Annotated in this window: 17 protein-coding genes; 16 read left to right on the top strand and 1 reads right to left on the bottom strand. The window is 36.1% G+C overall.

All coding sequences use genetic code 11. The annotated features are described in order from the left end of the window. From ABS911_RS02465 to ABS911_RS02400, 14 genes are all read left to right on the top strand, one after another. On the top strand, nt 1-259 hold a 259-nt coding region (locus tag ABS911_RS02465), incomplete at its 5' end, for a V-type ATP synthase subunit D (RefSeq protein ID WP_350466132.1). A 219-nt stretch (nt 260-478) separates the two neighbouring features. Further along, nucleotides 479-694, top strand: a complete 216-nt coding sequence (locus tag ABS911_RS02460; RefSeq protein ID WP_350466131.1) for a YdbC family protein — start codon at nt 479-481, stop codon at nt 692-694. 75 nt (nt 695-769) lie between these two features. Next, nucleotides 770-1,384 (top strand): guanylate kinase, encoded by a 615-nt coding sequence (gene gmk, locus ABS911_RS02455; protein WP_013710605.1) that lies wholly within the window; start codon nt 770-772, stop codon nt 1,382-1,384. Nucleotides 1,385-1,388: 4 nt separating this feature from the next. Further along, entirely contained in the window at nt 1,389-1,604 is a 216-nt protein-coding gene (gene rpoZ, locus ABS911_RS02450; protein ID WP_350450191.1) for a DNA-directed RNA polymerase subunit omega, read from the top strand. 197 nt (nt 1,605-1,801) lie between these two features. Then, nucleotides 1,802-3,007, top strand: a complete 1,206-nt coding sequence (coaBC, locus tag ABS911_RS02445) for a bifunctional phosphopantothenoylcysteine decarboxylase/phosphopantothenate--cysteine ligase CoaBC (RefSeq protein WP_350466130.1) — start codon at nt 1,802-1,804, stop codon at nt 3,005-3,007. A 14-nt stretch (nt 3,008-3,021) separates the two neighbouring features. Then, on the top strand, nt 3,022-5,436 hold the full coding sequence (gene priA / locus ABS911_RS02440) for a primosomal protein N' (RefSeq protein WP_350466129.1): 2,415 nt from the start codon (nt 3,022-3,024) through the stop codon (nt 5,434-5,436). Nucleotides 5,437-5,484: 48 nt separating this feature from the next. Next, nucleotides 5,485-5,979, top strand: a complete 495-nt coding sequence (def, locus tag ABS911_RS02435; protein WP_350466128.1) for a peptide deformylase — start codon at nt 5,485-5,487, stop codon at nt 5,977-5,979. Then, nucleotides 5,976-6,929, top strand: a complete 954-nt coding sequence (fmt, locus tag ABS911_RS02430; RefSeq protein ID WP_350466127.1) for a methionyl-tRNA formyltransferase — start codon at nt 5,976-5,978, stop codon at nt 6,927-6,929. Before def ends, fmt begins: the two co-directional genes overlap by 4 nt. Next, complete coding sequence (gene rsmB, locus ABS911_RS02425; protein ID WP_350466126.1) at nt 6,919-8,295, top strand: 16S rRNA (cytosine(967)-C(5))-methyltransferase RsmB; 1,377 nt, start codon at nt 6,919-6,921, stop codon at nt 8,293-8,295. Before fmt ends, rsmB begins: the two co-directional genes overlap by 11 nt. A 332-nt stretch (nt 8,296-8,627) precedes the next feature. Then, nucleotides 8,628-9,389 (top strand): Stp1/IreP family PP2C-type Ser/Thr phosphatase, encoded by a 762-nt coding sequence (locus tag ABS911_RS02420; RefSeq protein WP_350466125.1) that lies wholly within the window; start codon nt 8,628-8,630, stop codon nt 9,387-9,389. Continuing rightward, the gene (gene pknB, locus ABS911_RS02415; RefSeq protein ID WP_350466124.1) at nt 9,376-11,367 is read left to right on the top strand and encodes a Stk1 family PASTA domain-containing Ser/Thr kinase; all 1,992 of its coding nucleotides are present in this window, start codon (nt 9,376-9,378) and stop codon (nt 11,365-11,367) included. The genes ABS911_RS02420 and pknB overlap by 14 nt, the downstream gene beginning before the upstream one ends. A 151-nt stretch (nt 11,368-11,518) precedes the next feature. Further along, nucleotides 11,519-12,421 (top strand): ribosome small subunit-dependent GTPase A, encoded by a 903-nt coding sequence (gene rsgA, locus ABS911_RS02410; RefSeq protein WP_350466123.1) that lies wholly within the window; start codon nt 11,519-11,521, stop codon nt 12,419-12,421. Nucleotides 12,422-12,431: 10 nt separating this feature from the next. Then, nucleotides 12,432-13,082 (top strand): ribulose-phosphate 3-epimerase, encoded by a 651-nt coding sequence (gene rpe / locus ABS911_RS02405; protein ID WP_350466122.1) that lies wholly within the window; start codon nt 12,432-12,434, stop codon nt 13,080-13,082. Nucleotide 13,083: 1 nt separating this feature from the next. Then, the gene (locus ABS911_RS02400; RefSeq protein ID WP_350466121.1) at nt 13,084-13,731 is read left to right on the top strand and encodes a thiamine diphosphokinase; all 648 of its coding nucleotides are present in this window, start codon (nt 13,084-13,086) and stop codon (nt 13,729-13,731) included. 62 nt (nt 13,732-13,793) lie between these two features. On the opposite strand, the gene rpmB is transcribed toward ABS911_RS02400, so the two are convergent. Next, nucleotides 13,794-13,982, bottom strand: coding sequence for a 50S ribosomal protein L28 (gene rpmB, locus ABS911_RS02395; protein WP_035022537.1), 189 nt, complete (start codon nt 13,980-13,982; stop codon nt 13,794-13,796). A 247-nt stretch (nt 13,983-14,229) separates the two neighbouring features. Between rpmB and ABS911_RS02390 the strand changes: the two genes are divergently transcribed. Together ABS911_RS02390 and ABS911_RS02385 are read left to right on the top strand one after the other, a co-directional pair. Continuing rightward, nucleotides 14,230-14,592 (top strand): Asp23/Gls24 family envelope stress response protein, encoded by a 363-nt coding sequence (locus tag ABS911_RS02390; protein ID WP_035022540.1) that lies wholly within the window; start codon nt 14,230-14,232, stop codon nt 14,590-14,592. A gap of 67 nt (nt 14,593-14,659) precedes the next feature. Continuing rightward, nucleotides 14,660-16,333, top strand: a complete 1,674-nt coding sequence (locus tag ABS911_RS02385) for a DAK2 domain-containing protein (protein ID WP_350466120.1) — start codon at nt 14,660-14,662, stop codon at nt 16,331-16,333. Nucleotides 16,334-16,359 lie beyond the last annotated feature (26 nt).

The raw sequence follows: 16,359 nt of genomic DNA, 5'->3' as shown, positions 1-16,359 counted from the left end.
CCTTAATTCTAATAGTGAGTTAGATACATCTATTGAGCAAATGGCAGATGTACTAAAACAACTATTGGAATTGTCTGAAATAGAAAAAACGTGTCAATTAATGGCAGATGAGATAGAAAAAACTCGTCGTCGAGTAAATGCTCTGGAGTACATGACGATTCCTCGTTATGAAGAAACCATTTACTTTATTCAAATGAAATTGGATGAAAGTGAACGAGCAGCGATTACGCGTTTAATGAAAGTTAAAGACATGGGTTAAGAAATCAAGCGTTAGATCAAGGATACGATTCTTGATCTGGCGTTTATTTTTTAGTGTAAAAAAAATTGGTATACTTGGAAAATAAAAATTTGTAAGCAAAAATATATTTTATGCAAATAAAAGGCTATAAGAAAATGGCATTTTATGCTAAACTGGAGGATAAGTTATCTTTAACAGATAAAAACTAGAAGTAGCTAAAGATTGTTGAGGTGTTTATAAATGGATCAGAAATTTTCTTTTGAGATTGTTGAAGAATTAGCCGTACTTTCTGAAAACGCTAAAGGATGGCGCAAAGAATTAAATTTAGTTTGTTGGAACGGAAATCCTCCTAAATTTGATATTCGTGAGTGGAGTCCTGACCACGATAAGATGGGAAAAGGCCTTACATTCACAAATGAAGAAATGGATGCTCTTAAACAATTTTTAACTACTTAAACAAGCTGGAATTTGTTAGATTTTGATAGTAGGCAACAAATAGTTGAACATTTTGATGATAGGAAGGATTTTGACATGACTGAACGTGGACTTTTAATTGTTCTTTCTGGACCATCTGGAGTAGGAAAAGGGACAGTAAGACAGGCAATATTTGAGAGCGGCGATAATGATTTTGATTATTCAATTTCAATGACAACTCGAAAACAAAGAGCAGGAGAACGAGATGGAATAGATTACTTTTTCAGAACAAAAGAAGAATTTGAAGCTTTGATTGAAAGTGGAGGATTATTGGAATATGCTGAATATGTAGGGAACTATTATGGAACTCCTCTTGAATATGTTGAAAAAACGTTACAAAGTGGCAAAGACGTATTTTTAGAAATTGAAGTTCAAGGAGCTCTTCAAGTTCGTGAAAAGATGCCTGAAGGAATATTTATCTTTTTAACACCGCCAGATTTAAAAGAATTAAAGTCACGTATTGTTGGTCGTGGAACAGATGAAATGGCTATAATCGAACAACGCATGACAAAAGCAATTGAAGAAATTGATTTAATGCGTTATTATGATTATGCGGTTGAAAACGATAAAGTTGAAAATGCTGTTAGAAAAGTCAAACAAATCATTGAAAGTGAACACTTAAAAGTTTCACGCGTTATACAGCGTTATAAAAAAATGATCAAGGAGTTGTAAAATCATGATGTTAGAACCATCTATTGATAGCTTATTAGAAAAAATTGAATCTAAATATTCTTTAGTTACATTAGCAAGCAAACGTGCACATGAACTGGATGAAGGTTCAATGCCGATGTTAGAAAACTATCGTTCACATAAAAATGTTGGACGTGCACTAGAAGAAATTAATAATGGCGATTTAGTTATTGATCCAGTAACGGTTGGACCAGAAGAATAAGACACATAACAAAAAGTGCTTCAAAGTAATGGTTTTCTTACTTTGAAGCACTTTTGTTTTGAAATCTATCCATACTAAAAATGATAGATCCATTAATACTAAGAATTGTGGGATAGTTAAGACAAATGCTTTTATTTCTAGTAAAATAGGAAAGAGAAGCAACATTAATTTCAAGGTTTTGTCAGGAGGAATGCCAGTTGTTAAAAGGAAAAAAAGTTGCTGTATATGTTACCGGTGGTATCGCGGTTTATAAGGCGTGTGATTTGGTGAGGCGTTTAATAAAAGCAGGAGCTACTGTTAGAGTAGCCATGACAGAATCTGCAACAGAATTTGTTACCCCTTTAACGTTTCAGATTTTGAGCAAGCACCATGTATATACAGATACATTTGATGAACGCGAAGGCGACAAAGTCAGTCATATCCATTTAGCGGACTGGTCAGATCTAGCCGTAATTGCTCCAGCAACAGCCAATACGTTAGCGAAGATAGCCCATGGCATTGGAGACAACTTTGTGACTACTGCATTATTGGCTACCACAGCACCTGTTTTTATTGTGCCTGCTATGAATGAGCACATGCTTGAAAATGCTGCAACGATAAGAAATTTTCAATTGTTAGAAAACGATGGGCATTTTATTATGGAACCAGATACAGGTTTTCTAGCTGAAGGATACGAGGGAAAAGGCCGTTTTCCTGAACCAGAGAAGATTGTTGAAACCATTCAAGAACTTTTAATCAAAAAAGAAACTCATTTGCCGTTGAAAAATAAAAAGGTTGTGATAACAGCTGGTGGAACTAAAGAAAGAATTGACCCTGTTCGGTACATTACAAATGATTCTTCAGGTAAAATGGGATACAGTTTAGCTCGTGCTGCTCGTGATCTAGGAGCAGAAGTTTGTTTGATTTCTACTTCCAAGACACTAAAGACACCTTATGGAGTAAAGTTAGTTTCTGTAGAGACTGCTGAACAAATGCATCAAGCAATTAATGCTGAGTTTAAAGAGGCAGCAATCGTTATTATGGCAGCAGCAGTATCCGATTACCGTCCAGATCATGTTGTGGATAAAAAAATCAAGAAAAATGAACAAGAAATGATGCTGAAATTGGTAAGAAACACAGATATATTAGCTACTTTAGGCAGTCAGAAAAATGACCAATTTTTAATTGGATTTGCTGCTGAAACGCACAATGTTGAAGAGTATGCTCAAGGGAAATTGAAAAAGAAAAATGCAGATATGATTGTAGCTAATGATGTATCTAAGCCTTATGCAGGATTTAATAAAGATACCAATGAAGTAACTATCTTTATGGTAGATGAACAACCGATTGAATTGTCAGTAAATAGTAAACAAGCAATAGCGGAAGAAATTTTAGCTGTTGCTCTTACTAAAATGAAAAAATAAAGGTGTGAGAATGAGTGGTTTCAATTGCTAAAGTAATTGTGGATGTTCCAACAATGCAGACGAATAAACCTTATGATTATCGTATTCCTCCTGAATTCGAACAAGATATTGTTCAAGGAATGCGTGTGGCCGTTCCGTTTGGTCAAGGAACTAGGCAAGTCCAAGGCTTTGTTGTGGAGATTACTCACTCAACAGATTATGAAGGTGAGTTAAAACCCATTGTTGGTCTAATGGACTTAACAGCGGTTCTTGATGAAGAAATGCTGTTGTTGGGCAAAGAAATGGCACGCAAAACTTATGCTTTTCAAATAACGTGTTACCAAACGATGTTGCCGGCTATATTGAAAGCAAAATATGAAAAAAAAATTCGACTTACTGATGAAATTCCTGAAGACTTATTTTTCGAGCTATTCAAAGGGAAAAATGAAATCAAATGGGAAGAAGCGGAAGAAAGAGCCATCTTGCCGCAGTTGATCGAATTGAAGAAAAAAGATGCTGTTGAAGTAATGTATGAAGTTAAAAACCAAGCGAAGACAAAGAAAAAGAGAATGGTCCGAGCAAATTTATCTTTTGAACAATTTGAAGATGAAAAACAGACTTTAGGCAAACGCGGTCCAAAACAACACCTGCTTCTAGATGTATTGCAATCCTTAAATGAGCAAATAATCAGTATAAGCGAACTTACAACGAATACGGAGCTTACAGCAGCGGATATTCGAACAGGTGAAAAAAAAGGTTGGTTAACCATTGAAGAAGTTGAAGTTTACCGTGATCCGTTTAAAGACAAGACATTTAAACAAACCGTATCCTTTCAACTGAATGAAGGACAACAAAAGGCTATTCAACCTATTTTGAAAGCTGTAGCTGAAGAAAGAACGGAAGTATTCTTGTTAAAAGGGATAACTGGAAGTGGAAAGACGGAAATTTACTTGCAGACTATTGCTCAGACACTTCAAAACAATAAAAGTGCTTTGATGCTTGTTCCTGAGATAGCCTTGACCCCTCAAATGGTGAATCATTTTAAAGGGCGTTTTGGAGAAGAAGTAGCCGTTCTGCACAGTGGATTGTCGATTGGTGAAAAATATGATGAATGGCGAAAAATTGAACGTGGCGAAGCTCGGGTTGTAGTAGGTGCTCGGTCATCAATTTTTGCACCGGTTAAAAATATCGGAGTGATTATTATTGATGAAGAGCATGAAGCTACGTATAAACAAGATGAAAATCCTCGGTACCATGCTAGGGATGTAGCAATATGGAGAGCAAATTACCATAACTGTCCTGTTATTTTAGGAAGTGCTACTCCTTCGTTAGAGTCGAGAGCCAGAGCGCAAAAAAACGTTTATACATTGTTGGAATTGCCAACTCGAGTCAATCAAAAAGACTTACCTGAGGTTGAAGTTGTCGATATGAGAGAAGAGTTGAAAAACACTAATCGCAGCAGTTTCTCAATTCTTTTACAAGAAAAGATAAGAGACCGAATAGCAAAAAAAGAACAAATCGTTTTGTTATTGAACAGACGTGGCTATTCTTCTTTTGTGATGTGTCGAGACTGTGGGTTTGTCTTGCCTTGTCCGAATTGCGATATCTCCTTAACGTTGCACATGGATACAAAAACAATGAAATGCCATTATTGTGGTCATGAAGAAAATATTCCACATACTTGTCCAAGTTGCAAAGGAAGTAAGATACGCTATTATGGTACTGGAACGCAAAAGATTGAAGAAGAATTAAGAGATGTTTTGCCAAAAGCAAAAGTGATCCGCATGGATGTGGATACAACGCGTAAAAAAGGGGCACATGAAAAGTTATTAGCTTCTTTTGGAAATGGCGAAGCAGACATTTTATTGGGTACACAAATGATTGCAAAAGGGTTAGATTTCCCCAATATTACTTTGGTGGGTGTTTTGAATGCAGATACAGGATTAGGCTTACCTGACTTTAGAGCGAGTGAGCGGACGTTCCAATTGCTAACACAAGTGAGTGGACGTGCCGGAAGAGCTGAATTAACAGGTGAAGTAATCGTTCAAACCTTTAATCCTGAGCATTATGCGATTCAGCTAGCTAAAGAACATGATTACGATACATTTTATAAACAAGAAATGTTGTTACGACATCGTGGGAATTATCCGCCTTATTTCTATACAATTTTGATCACAACTAGTCATGAAGAAGAACTAAAAGCTGCGAAGAAAATGCAACAAATCGTTCAACACATTAAGCCGCAATTGCAGCCAGAGACCATTATGTTAGGACCAACGCCAAAAGCAGTTGCTCGTATGAACAATCGCTATTATTACCAAACGATTATTAAATACAAAAAGGAACCGCATTTAAAAGCTGTCCTACAAACGATTTTAGTGGAATCTCAAAGAGAAATGGCTAAGGGATTACAAATCGCTATTGACTCTGAGCCGATGAATTTTATCTAGCACTTAAGCTTTATATTATTAAATAGTTTAAAAGAAAGAAGGTCAATCATGTCCGTACTACCAATATTAACTTACCCAAATACACTACTGACTACTCCTACAAAAGAAGTAGAGGAAATTACAGATGAAATTATCCAATTATTAGAAGATATGCATGATACCATGATTGCAAATGATGGGATTGGAATTGCAGCTCCACAAGTGAACAGCAACCTTAGATTAGCTTTAGTAGAAATTGACGAAGAATCAGGATTGTTTGAAATGATCAATCCACAAATTATTCAATCAACTGGTGAAAATATTGATGTAGAAGGTTGTTTGAGTTTTCCAGAAGTATACGGGACAATAAAAAGAGCCGATACTATCGTGTTAAGATTTTATGACCGTAATGGAGATGAATTTGAAGTAGAAGCTGATGACTATCTTGCACGTGCATTCCAGCATGAGTTAGAACACTTAGATGGAAAGTTATTTACAGATAAGATTATTCAAAAAATTAAACCCGAAGATTTAGAAAGTTATATGGAGGCGAATCTAGAATGATAAAAATCGTATTTATGGGAACTCCTGCTTTTTCAGTTCCAATTTTAGAAGCATTGATTGATTCAGAATATGAAGTGATAGCAGTGGTCACTCAACCGGATAGACCGGTAGGGAGAAAGAAAATCTTGACGGCTTCACCTGTTAAGGCAGCTGCGGTCCAACACGGCTTACCCGTTTTTCAACCAGAAAAAATTTCAGGTTCGCCTGAAATGGAGGCGTTGATTGCGCTTGAACCAGATTTGATCGTTACTGCAGCGTTTGGTCAATTTCTACCACAAAAATTATTAGCAGTTCCTAAATATGGAGCGATCAATGTACATGCTTCTTTACTGCCTAAATATCGCGGTGGCGCTCCAGTCCACTATGCTCTTATGAAAGGCGAAAAAGAGACTGGTGTTTCTATTATGTATATGGAGAAAAAAATGGATGCAGGAGATATACTCTCACAAAAATCCTTAGACATTACCCGCAACGACGATGTTGGAACGTTGTTTGATCGTTTAAGCGCATTAGGTAAAGATTTATTGATGGATACTTTGCCTAAATTATTGGCTGGAGATATCACACCAATAAAACAAAATGAAGAGGAAGTTACTTATTCGCCAAATATTAAACGTGAAGAAGAATTGGTGGATTGGACTAAAACAGCAGCTGAAGTTGATTATCAAGTTCGCGGCATGCGTCCTTGGCCAGTAGCGTATACATTATTAGAAGGAAACAGACTGAAGTTATGGGATGTGACACCTACTGAAGAAAAAACAACAGCTGCTCCCGGAACCATTATACGGATTGAAAAAGAAGCAATCTATATAGCTTGTGGGGATCAGACAGTTGTAAAAATAAATGAAGTTCAACCAGCTGGAAAAAGTAAAATGTCTGTCATGGCTTTTTTAAGTGGAGTAGGCAGCCAACTAAAAGTTGGAGAAAAGGTAGGGTCAAATGGAAACTAATCAAACACCTGAAAAAAGAAATGTTAAGAAAACAAGTCGTTATTTAGCGATGTCGATTTTGGAACGAACAGATAAAACGGGTTCGTATTCGAATTTGTTGATCAACGAAGCCATTCAAAAAAACAAATTAAGTGCAGCTGATGCGCGCTTGTTAACAGAATTGGTATATGGTGTTCTACAGCGTAAATTAACATTGGATTTTTACTTGTCTCCATTTTTAAATGAAGACAAAAAAATTGATGTATGGGTACGAAATCTACTAAGATTGTCCATTTATCAAATGATTTATTTAGATAAAATTCCGGTTCATGCCATATTATTTGAAGCCGTTGAAGTAGCTAAGAAAAAAGGTCACGTTGGAATCAGTAAATTTATAAATGGAGTTCTAAGAAATGCTGACCGTAATGGATTTCCTAGCGTTGAGAAAATCGCAGACCCAATTGAACGTTTAAGCATTGAGTTGAGTATGCCAAGATGGCTAGTAGAAAAATTCACTGCAGATATTGGATTAGAAGAAACTAAAAAATTAGGTGAGTCGTTACTTCGTCCGAGCCATTCAAGCGCACGAGTAAATGAGAAGTTTTTGACAGTTGAAGAAGCGTTAGAAGCTATGGAAGAAGAAGGATTTGATGTTCGTGAAAGTGCTATTTCTCCAGTTGGTATCGTCAGTGATGGTGGGCACTTTGCTTCGTCACCACTGTTTCAATCTGGACAATTAACGATTCAAGATGAGTCTTCTCAATTAGTGGCACCAGCTCTACAACTTGAACCACATCATCAAGTATTAGATGCTTGTGCTGCTCCAGGTGGTAAAACAACCCATATTGCTTCTTACTTATCTGCTGAGGAAGGCGGAAAAGTAACGGCACTTGATCTTCATGAACACAAAGTGGCTTTGATTACAGAAAATGCTAAAAGAATGCATGTAGAAGATGTGGTAACAGCAATGAAACTAGATGCCAGAAACGTAGATCAAGAGTTCTCAGATGAGCAATTTGACCGTATATTAGTAGATGCGCCATGTTCTGGTTTAGGATTAATGAGACGCAAGCCTGATATTAAGTACACTAAAAAAGAAAAAGATTTATTGAATCTTCAAAAAATACAGCTTGGTATTCTAGAACAAGTAGCTCCAAAACTAAAAGTAGGTGGACTTTTAGTTTACAGTACGTGTACAATAGCAAATGAGGAAAATAAAGAAACAGTTGAGAACTTTTTAGCGGCACATGCTGATTTTGAAAAAGTTCCTGTTAGAACTGAAGAATCGCTATCAGGTTGCCTGAAAGACGGATTTCTTCAACTTTATCCGCATGATTTTGGAACAGACGGCTTTTTTATTAGCTGCCTAAGAAGAATACAGAACTAAATTTAGTTTAAATCAACTAGTAAAAAAACAACTAACGATTGGGAATGGAAGAATAAATCTCTGGGTCTGAATTATTCGACATAGACTTTTTCTTTACTATTTCAGGATAGAGAGAGTATATAACTAAAAATGGTTAGTCGATCAGTAAGATTCAGGTTTGATACTTTTTCCCATTTCCTTTTGTGTTGTCTTTTTTTATATGTGATGAGCGATTAAATTTCTGTATCATTTCACTAAGGCTTGAATAAACAAGCCTTAGTGAAATGATACAGAGCGTTGATAATCAATTAAAAAATAATGGAATGACTTATTGAAAGGTATGTGGTGAAACAATGGAAGTTGTATTTCGCAGTGATACCGGCAAGAAGAGGAAAAACAATCAAGATTTCGCCGGTTATTTTATAAACAAACAAAATATTACATTGGCAATTTTATGTGATGGGATGGGTGGACATCGAGGTGGGGATGTGGCTAGTGAAATGGCCGTTTCGCATTTAGGTCATTCATGGGAAGAATCAGATGTACACAATGCTGAGCAGATTACACAATGGATGTTAACACGTATCAGTCGTGAAAATAAACGCATCCTCGAAAAATCACGCAAATTTTCTGATTTAGAAGGAATGGGAACAACACTTGTTGCAACAGCACTTGTAGAACAAGAATTTGTGATTGCGAATATTGGCGACAGCAGAGGGTACCACTATACTGGAGGACGTTTAAGCCAAGTGACAGAAGACCATTCATTAGTCAATGAATTGGTTAAAAGTGGAGAAATTTCTACAGAAGACGCTGAAAACCATCCTAGAAAAAACGTATTGACTCGTTCTTTAGGTGTTACAGATGAGATAGATATTGATGTGACGATTTTACCAGCCTTACCTAACGACCAAATGTTGCTCTGTTCGGATGGATTGACGAATATGGTTGAAAATCAAGATATAAAAGAAATTTTAAGTACCCAAAAACCACTAGAAGAAAAAGTTGAAACGCTAGTTACTATGGCTAATGAGCGTGGAGGATACGATAATATAACCATTATATTAGTTCATACCAATGCAGAAGGGAGGGATAGCATTCATGGAAATGGGTAAAAAATTAAACGGACGTTACAAAATAATTGGTACGGTCGGATCAGGCGGTATGGCAAATGTTTATCTTGCCAGAGACCTGATTCTAGAACGAGATGTGGCTGTTAAGGTCTTGCGTTTTGATTTCAGAGACGATCAAGATACCATTCGCCGCTTTAAGCGAGAAGCACTAGCTGCGACCGAATTGATCCATCCTAATATTGTTAGTGTGTATGATGTTGGAGAAGAAGAAAATAATCAATACATTGTTATGGAATACATTAAAGGAATGGATTTGAAGCATTATATCCACAGCAACTTTCCTATTCCTTATCAAAAAGTTCTTGATATTATGAGACAAATTTTGGCAGCTGTAGCAGAAGCGCATAATAATCGGATCATTCATAGAGATCTAAAACCGCAAAATGTTTTAATCGATGAATCAGGGGTCGTAAAAATAACTGATTTTGGTATAGCAGTAGCGTTATCACAAACATCGATCACTCAAACAAATTCTTTGTTAGGATCGGTTCATTACCTTTCTCCAGAACAAGCAAGAGGAGGAATGGCAACCAATCAATCCGATATCTATTCATTAGGGATTATTTTATATGAATTGTTAACAGGAAATGTTCCATTTGAAGGCGAATCAGCCGTATCGATTGCATTAAAACATTTTCAAGAATCTCTCCCTTCAGTGAAGGATTTTGATCATCGAATCCCACAACCTTTAGAGAATGTTGTTCTTAAAGCAACAGCAAAAGAAACGATTGACAGATATCGTTCGGTGCAAGAAATGGCTTCTGATTTAGCGACCTCATTATCGCCACAAAGAATCAATGAACCAAAATTTGTTCCAGCGAGTTTAATGGAAAAAACAAAAGTATTGGAACCAATTGTTCCAGTAGCCCCTACTAATCTAGTAGAAGGTAAAAAAACAGAAGATAAAGCGCAACAAAAGGATAAACCAAAAGATGAGATGGTAGAAGAGAAAAAGCCTAAGAAGAAAAAGAGAAAAATTATTTGGCTGACACTATTATTGCTTTTACTGGTTGTTACCGGTGGTGTGGTCGCATTTGCACTTACAGCTCCAAAAGACATCTCAGTACCAGATGTAGTAGGGTTGTCAGAAGATGAGGCTGAAGAGATACTTTCAGCAGCTAAATTACAAATCAGTAAGACGATCGTAGAGACAAGTGAAAATGTTGAAGAGGGACTAGTTACGAGAACGGACCCTGAAACAGGTTCTAGTGTTAAAGAAGAGACCGATGTTAATCTATACATCAGTTCTGGAAAAGAAACGGTTTCTTTTAAAGACTATACTGGTGAACCCTATGAAGAGGTTCGAGCAGAACTGATTGATCAAGGATTCGAAACTGAGCGAGTTGATGCCAGCAGCGATACTTATCCAGAAGGTACGATTATTGAACAAAGTGTAGCTGAAGATGAAGAAGTGGTTCCAAGCGAAACAACGGTGACATTGACTGTAAGTACCGGTGAAGCAATGTTTGAAATGAAAGATTTAGCCGGGTATTCTGAAAAAGGTGTACAAGTTTATGCTAGTGAAAATGATTTAACAGTTACTATTAATGAAGAGTACTCTGACGAAACGTTAGAAGGTCAAGTGATATCACAAGATCCTTCTGCAGGAGCATTGTTATCAAGCGGCTCATCATTCTCCGTTGTTATCTCGTTAGGTAAGACACCAGAACAAAAATTTTCTAAAACGGTAACCATACCGTATGCTGAACCAGAAATAGAAGAACCTGATGAGTCAAGTTCTGAGAGTGGTTCACAAGAATCAACACCCGTACCGAATGAAATTGTCATCTATATCAAAGACAAAGAGCATTCTTTAGAAAATGAATTTCAGAAGTTCACTATCACCGAAAATTTTGAAACAGTTATACCATTTGTTCTTCAAGAGGGCGAAGTAGGTACGTATCGAATTGAACGTGATGGAGAAGTGATAGAAGAAAACACCAATGTAACACCGGAATAATTCAATAAAAAAAGGCTTGAAAGACTGTTTTCTTCAGTTTTATAGGCCTTTTTTTGCTGTTCGTGAAACCTATTAACTACGATTAAAATCTTGCTTTCTTGGGTTTCATTCAGTAGAGTATAAAAGAGAACGCATTATAGGAGGGGTTTTATTGCCGGAAGGTCAAATCAGAAAAGCGTTAAGTGGTTTTTATTATGTCTATTATCAAGGAGAAACCTATCAAACAAGGGGAAGAGGGAACTTTCGAAAAAGGGAACTAACACCTTTGGTTGGTGACTATGTCTTATTTGAAAGTGGCAATTTAAAAGAAGGTGTGGTACAAGAGCTCTTACCTAGAAAAAATGAATTGGTTCGTCCGCCTGTGGCCAATGTGGATATCGGTATTGTAGTGATGTCAGCTATCGAACCTAATTTTTCAACAAACTTATTAGATCGTTTCTTGGTCACTTTAGAGAGTAAAGGAATCCAAGCTATCATCTACATAAGTAAAATTGACTTGTTAACGGATGAACTGTTGCAACAATTAAAAGAAAAAGAACGAGCTTATAAAAAAATTGGGTATCCAATTATCGTTCCTGAACAAAATGACAACAAAAAATCTTTAGAGGAATTAACCTCTTATTTCCCTAATAAATTGTCTGTTTTTATGGGCCAATCTGGTGCAGGGAAATCAACATTACTGAACAGTATTGCACCTGATCTAGAACTGAAAACAGCTGAAATTTCAAGTTCTCTTGGCAGGGGAAAGCATACGACTAGACACGTTGAATTATTGCCTTTATACGAAGGATTAGTGGCTGATACTCCTGGTTTTAGTTCAATCGATTTTTTAGAAATTGAAGCAGAAGAAATATCAGCATGCTTTCCTGACTTTGTTGAAGTACAAGATGACTGTCGATTTAGAGGGTGTATGCATAAAAAAGAACCTGGGTGTCAAGTGAAAAAAGAAGTAGAATTAAATACAATACCAGCATACCGTTACCAACATTACTTGCAGTTTTTAGATGAAATTGAAAGTCGTAAACCAAGATATGACAATAAACATAAGAAATGAGGATAAAAAAATGAAATTAGCACCATCTATTTTAAGCGCAGACTTTGCAAACTTAGCAAGAGATATTCAGTTAGTTGAAGATGGAGGGGCAGATTATATTCATGTTGATGTGATGGATGGACATTTTGTACCGAATATTACATTTGGTGCAGATACCGTAGCTGCTATTCGTCCGGTAACAAAATTACCGCTGGATTGTCATCTAATGGTAGAGTATCCTGAAAACTACATTAAACAATTTGCTGCAGCAGGCGCAGATATCATCACCGTGCATCCTGAAAGCACATCTCACATCCACCGTGTTATCCAGTTGATAAAAGACCAAGGTGTTAAAGCAGGGATTGCTGTGAATCCAGGAACACCAATTGAAACGATGGCACATGTATTAGGAATGGTAGATTTAGTTTTAGTAATGACAGTTAATCCTGGTTATGGCGGACAAAGTTTTATTCCTGAAATGCTAAAAAAAATAAAAACGGCAAAAGAAATAAAAGATAGAGAAGGCTATACTTATGAAATACAAGTTGATGGAGGAATAGCTGAACAGACCGCTAAACAATGTAAAGAAGCGGGAGCGACAGTTTTTGTTGCGGGTTCATACATTTATAATGCAGAAGATCCATTGAATCAACTAAACTTATTAATGGATGCGGTAAGATAAGATGAAACACTTAGCAATTATGGTCGGCGGACCTTATGAGCGCATTCCAGCAATAAAAAATAGCCAAACAAAAGAACTCATTTGGATTGGTGTTGATAGAGGGGCTTTACGATTATTGGAGCAAGGAATTGTTCCTAAGATTGCTCTTGGAGATTTTGATTCAGTCACAAAGGAAGAATTAGAAACAATAAAAAAAGAAGTTGCTGATGTTCGAATTTACAAAGCAGAAAAAGATGAGACCGATACAGAGCTGGCTGTCCAAATAGCTTTCGATGAATTCAAACCGGCTAGTGTCTCTATTTATGGAGCAACTGGTGGAAGAATGGACCATTTATTAAATAATATTTATATGATCTTCCAGCCTAAACTGCTCGATCATGCTGCTAAAATACGTCTAATAGATGTCCAAAATACTATCTTATACTTTTTGCCAGGTACTCATACCATAGCGAAAGAGCAAGATAAAAAATATCTTGCATTTACTTGCCTATCGCCTGTAGAAAAATTATCTATACAAGATGCCAAATATCAATTAATGGATGCGAATTTCTCTCATCCGATTTCGTTAGCAAGTAATGAATTTATTACAGATACAGTAACTTTTTCTTTTGCATCGGGAATGATAGCAGTTATTCAAAGTAAAGATTAAAAAAATAAAACAAAAAAAGAACCTTTTCCATGATGACGGGAAAGGTTCTTTTTTAAGTAAAATTATACGCGTGCAACTTTACCAGATTTAAGAGCTCGAGCAGATACCCAAACTTTTTTAGGTGATCCGTCAACCATGATACGAACTTTTTGTAAGTTAGCACCCCAAGTACGTTTTGTTTTGTTCATAGCGTGAGAGCGGTTATTTCCGCTTCTTGCTTTACGTCCTGTAATTACACATTCTTTAGCCATTAGTCTTTCCTCCTTTGCCGATATATCGAAGCAAAGCTTCAATCAATACTCATACTTCAATAATTTATCATAATTTAGTTGCCTTTGCAAGAACTTCTTTCAAGGAAATTTACTTGACAGTCTTTTATTGTTTTCTTAATATTATTTAAAAATGAGGAAACTTAGTTTTTCTTTTCTTATTAGGTCTGCTATGATAAAATGTAGAGTAGTAATTTATGGCTTGCTAGCCAAGAGGAGGATTTTTAACATGGCAGTTAAAATCAAAACACAATTTGGAACAATAGATATCTCAAATGAAGTTATTGCGACCGTTGTTGGTGGTGCCGCAACCGAAATTTTTGGAATCGTTGGAATGGCAAGTAAAAGCCAAATACGTGATAATTTAAATGATATACTAAAAAAAGAAAACTATTCACGTGGAGTAGTTGTTCGCCAAGAAGATGACGGCGTTGCAATTGATATTTACATTATTGTGAGTTACGGAATAAAAATTTCTGAAGTTAGTCGTAATGTGCAAGAAATTGTAAAATACAATTTGGAAACAATGTTAGGTGTTACAGCTAACACTGTAAATATTTATGTTCAAGGTGTTCGCGTATTAAATGATTAAAAATGATTAGTCAAAGAAGAAATAGTTACTAATACTTATTAAAAAGTAACTAAGGAGGATATATGTAGTGAAAGTTACAAAATTAGAAGGTAAGCAGTTTCGTTTAATGATAGCAACAGGAGCTAATCGTTTAGATAAGAATGCGGAATATGTAAACTCATTGAATGTTTTTCCGGTTCCAGATGGCGATACAGGTACCAACATGAATCTATCTTTAGCAAGTGGTGCTAAGGCAGTTGCAAATACAACGTCTGAAAGTGTTGGGGATTTGTCAGCGGCCCTTTCTAAAGGGTTATTGATGGGAGCTCGTGGAAATTCTGGGGTTATTTTATCTCAATTATTTAGAGGATTCGGCAAAGCTATTGAAAATAAAGAAACGGTGTCTTCTAAAGAGTTTTCAGAAGCATTTACTAAGGGTGTTGAAACAGCTTATAAAGCTGTTATGAAACCTGTTGAGGGAACCATTTTAACTGTAGCTCGCGAATCAGCTAAAGTTGGTGAAAAAAAAGCAAAAGAAACAGATGATATTGTTGAAGTGATGGAAGCCATCGTTCGTGGGGCAAAAAAATCATTAGCTAAAACGCCTGATTTATTGCCAGTACTTAAAGAAGTAGGGGTTGTAGATAGTGGTGGACAAGGTCTTTTGTTTATCTATGAAGGATTCTTAGAAGTATTGTCTGGTAAAATTGTAGAAGAAGATATTTATCAACCTTCTGCTGAAGAAATGACAGAGTTGGTTAATGCTGAACATCATAGAAGTGTGTCAAATCATATTCATACTGAAGACATCAAATTCGGTTATTGTACAGAAATTATGGTTCAAATCGGCAAAGGCGAAACCGTTGATAGTGAATTTGATTATGATACATTCCGTAATCACTTAAACGAAATCGGGGACTCTTTATTGGTGGTTTCTGATGACGAGATCGTTAAGGTCCATGTTCATACAGAACATCCAGGAGAAGTAATGAATTACGGACAAAAATTTGGTTCATTGCTGAAAATTAAAGTTGATAATATGCGTGTTCAACATGAAACGATTCTTGAAAATGAAACACCTCAGCCTGTTAAAAAAGCAGCTAAAACACCTTATGGTATCATCGCAGTTGCAGCAGGAGAAGGTATTCAAAACTTGTTTAAAAGCTTAGGCGTAGATTATGTCATTAGTGGTGGACAAACAATGAATCCAAGTACAGAAGATATTCTTAAAGCAATTGAAGAGGTAAATGCTGAGAAAATTATTATCTTGCCAAACAACAAAAATATTTTTATGGCGGCTGATCAGGCTGCAGAAGTAAGCGAATTGTCAGTAGTCGTTATTCCTAGTAAGACTATTTCTCAAGGTATGACTGCAATGTTAGCATTTAATGAGTTGAATGACTTAGATACTAATAAAGCTGAAATGATGAGCGAATTAAAAAATGTTGTTAGTGGACAAGTAACAAATGCTGTAAGAGATACAGAAATCGATGGGATGGCAATCAAAAAAGACGACTTTATGGGGATTATTGAAGGTAAAATCAAAGTATCTCAATCCAACCGTAAAAATGTTACGATTGAAACCTTGAAAAAAATGATATCAGAAGATAGTGAAATTGTAACTATTTTACTTGGAGAAGATGGAGACGAAGCTGAAGCTGCTGAGATAGCCACTGAAATTGAAAATCTCTTTGAAGAAGTAGAAGTTGAAATTCATGACGGACAACAACCAGTTTATCCGTACATCTTGTCAGTAGAATAATTAAAAAGACAAAAATAGAACCGGAT

Source organism: Carnobacterium sp., from assembly GCF_040274425.1.
Note: the sequence above shows the minus strand (reverse complement) of the source record. Positions and strands in the feature narration are given on the sequence as shown.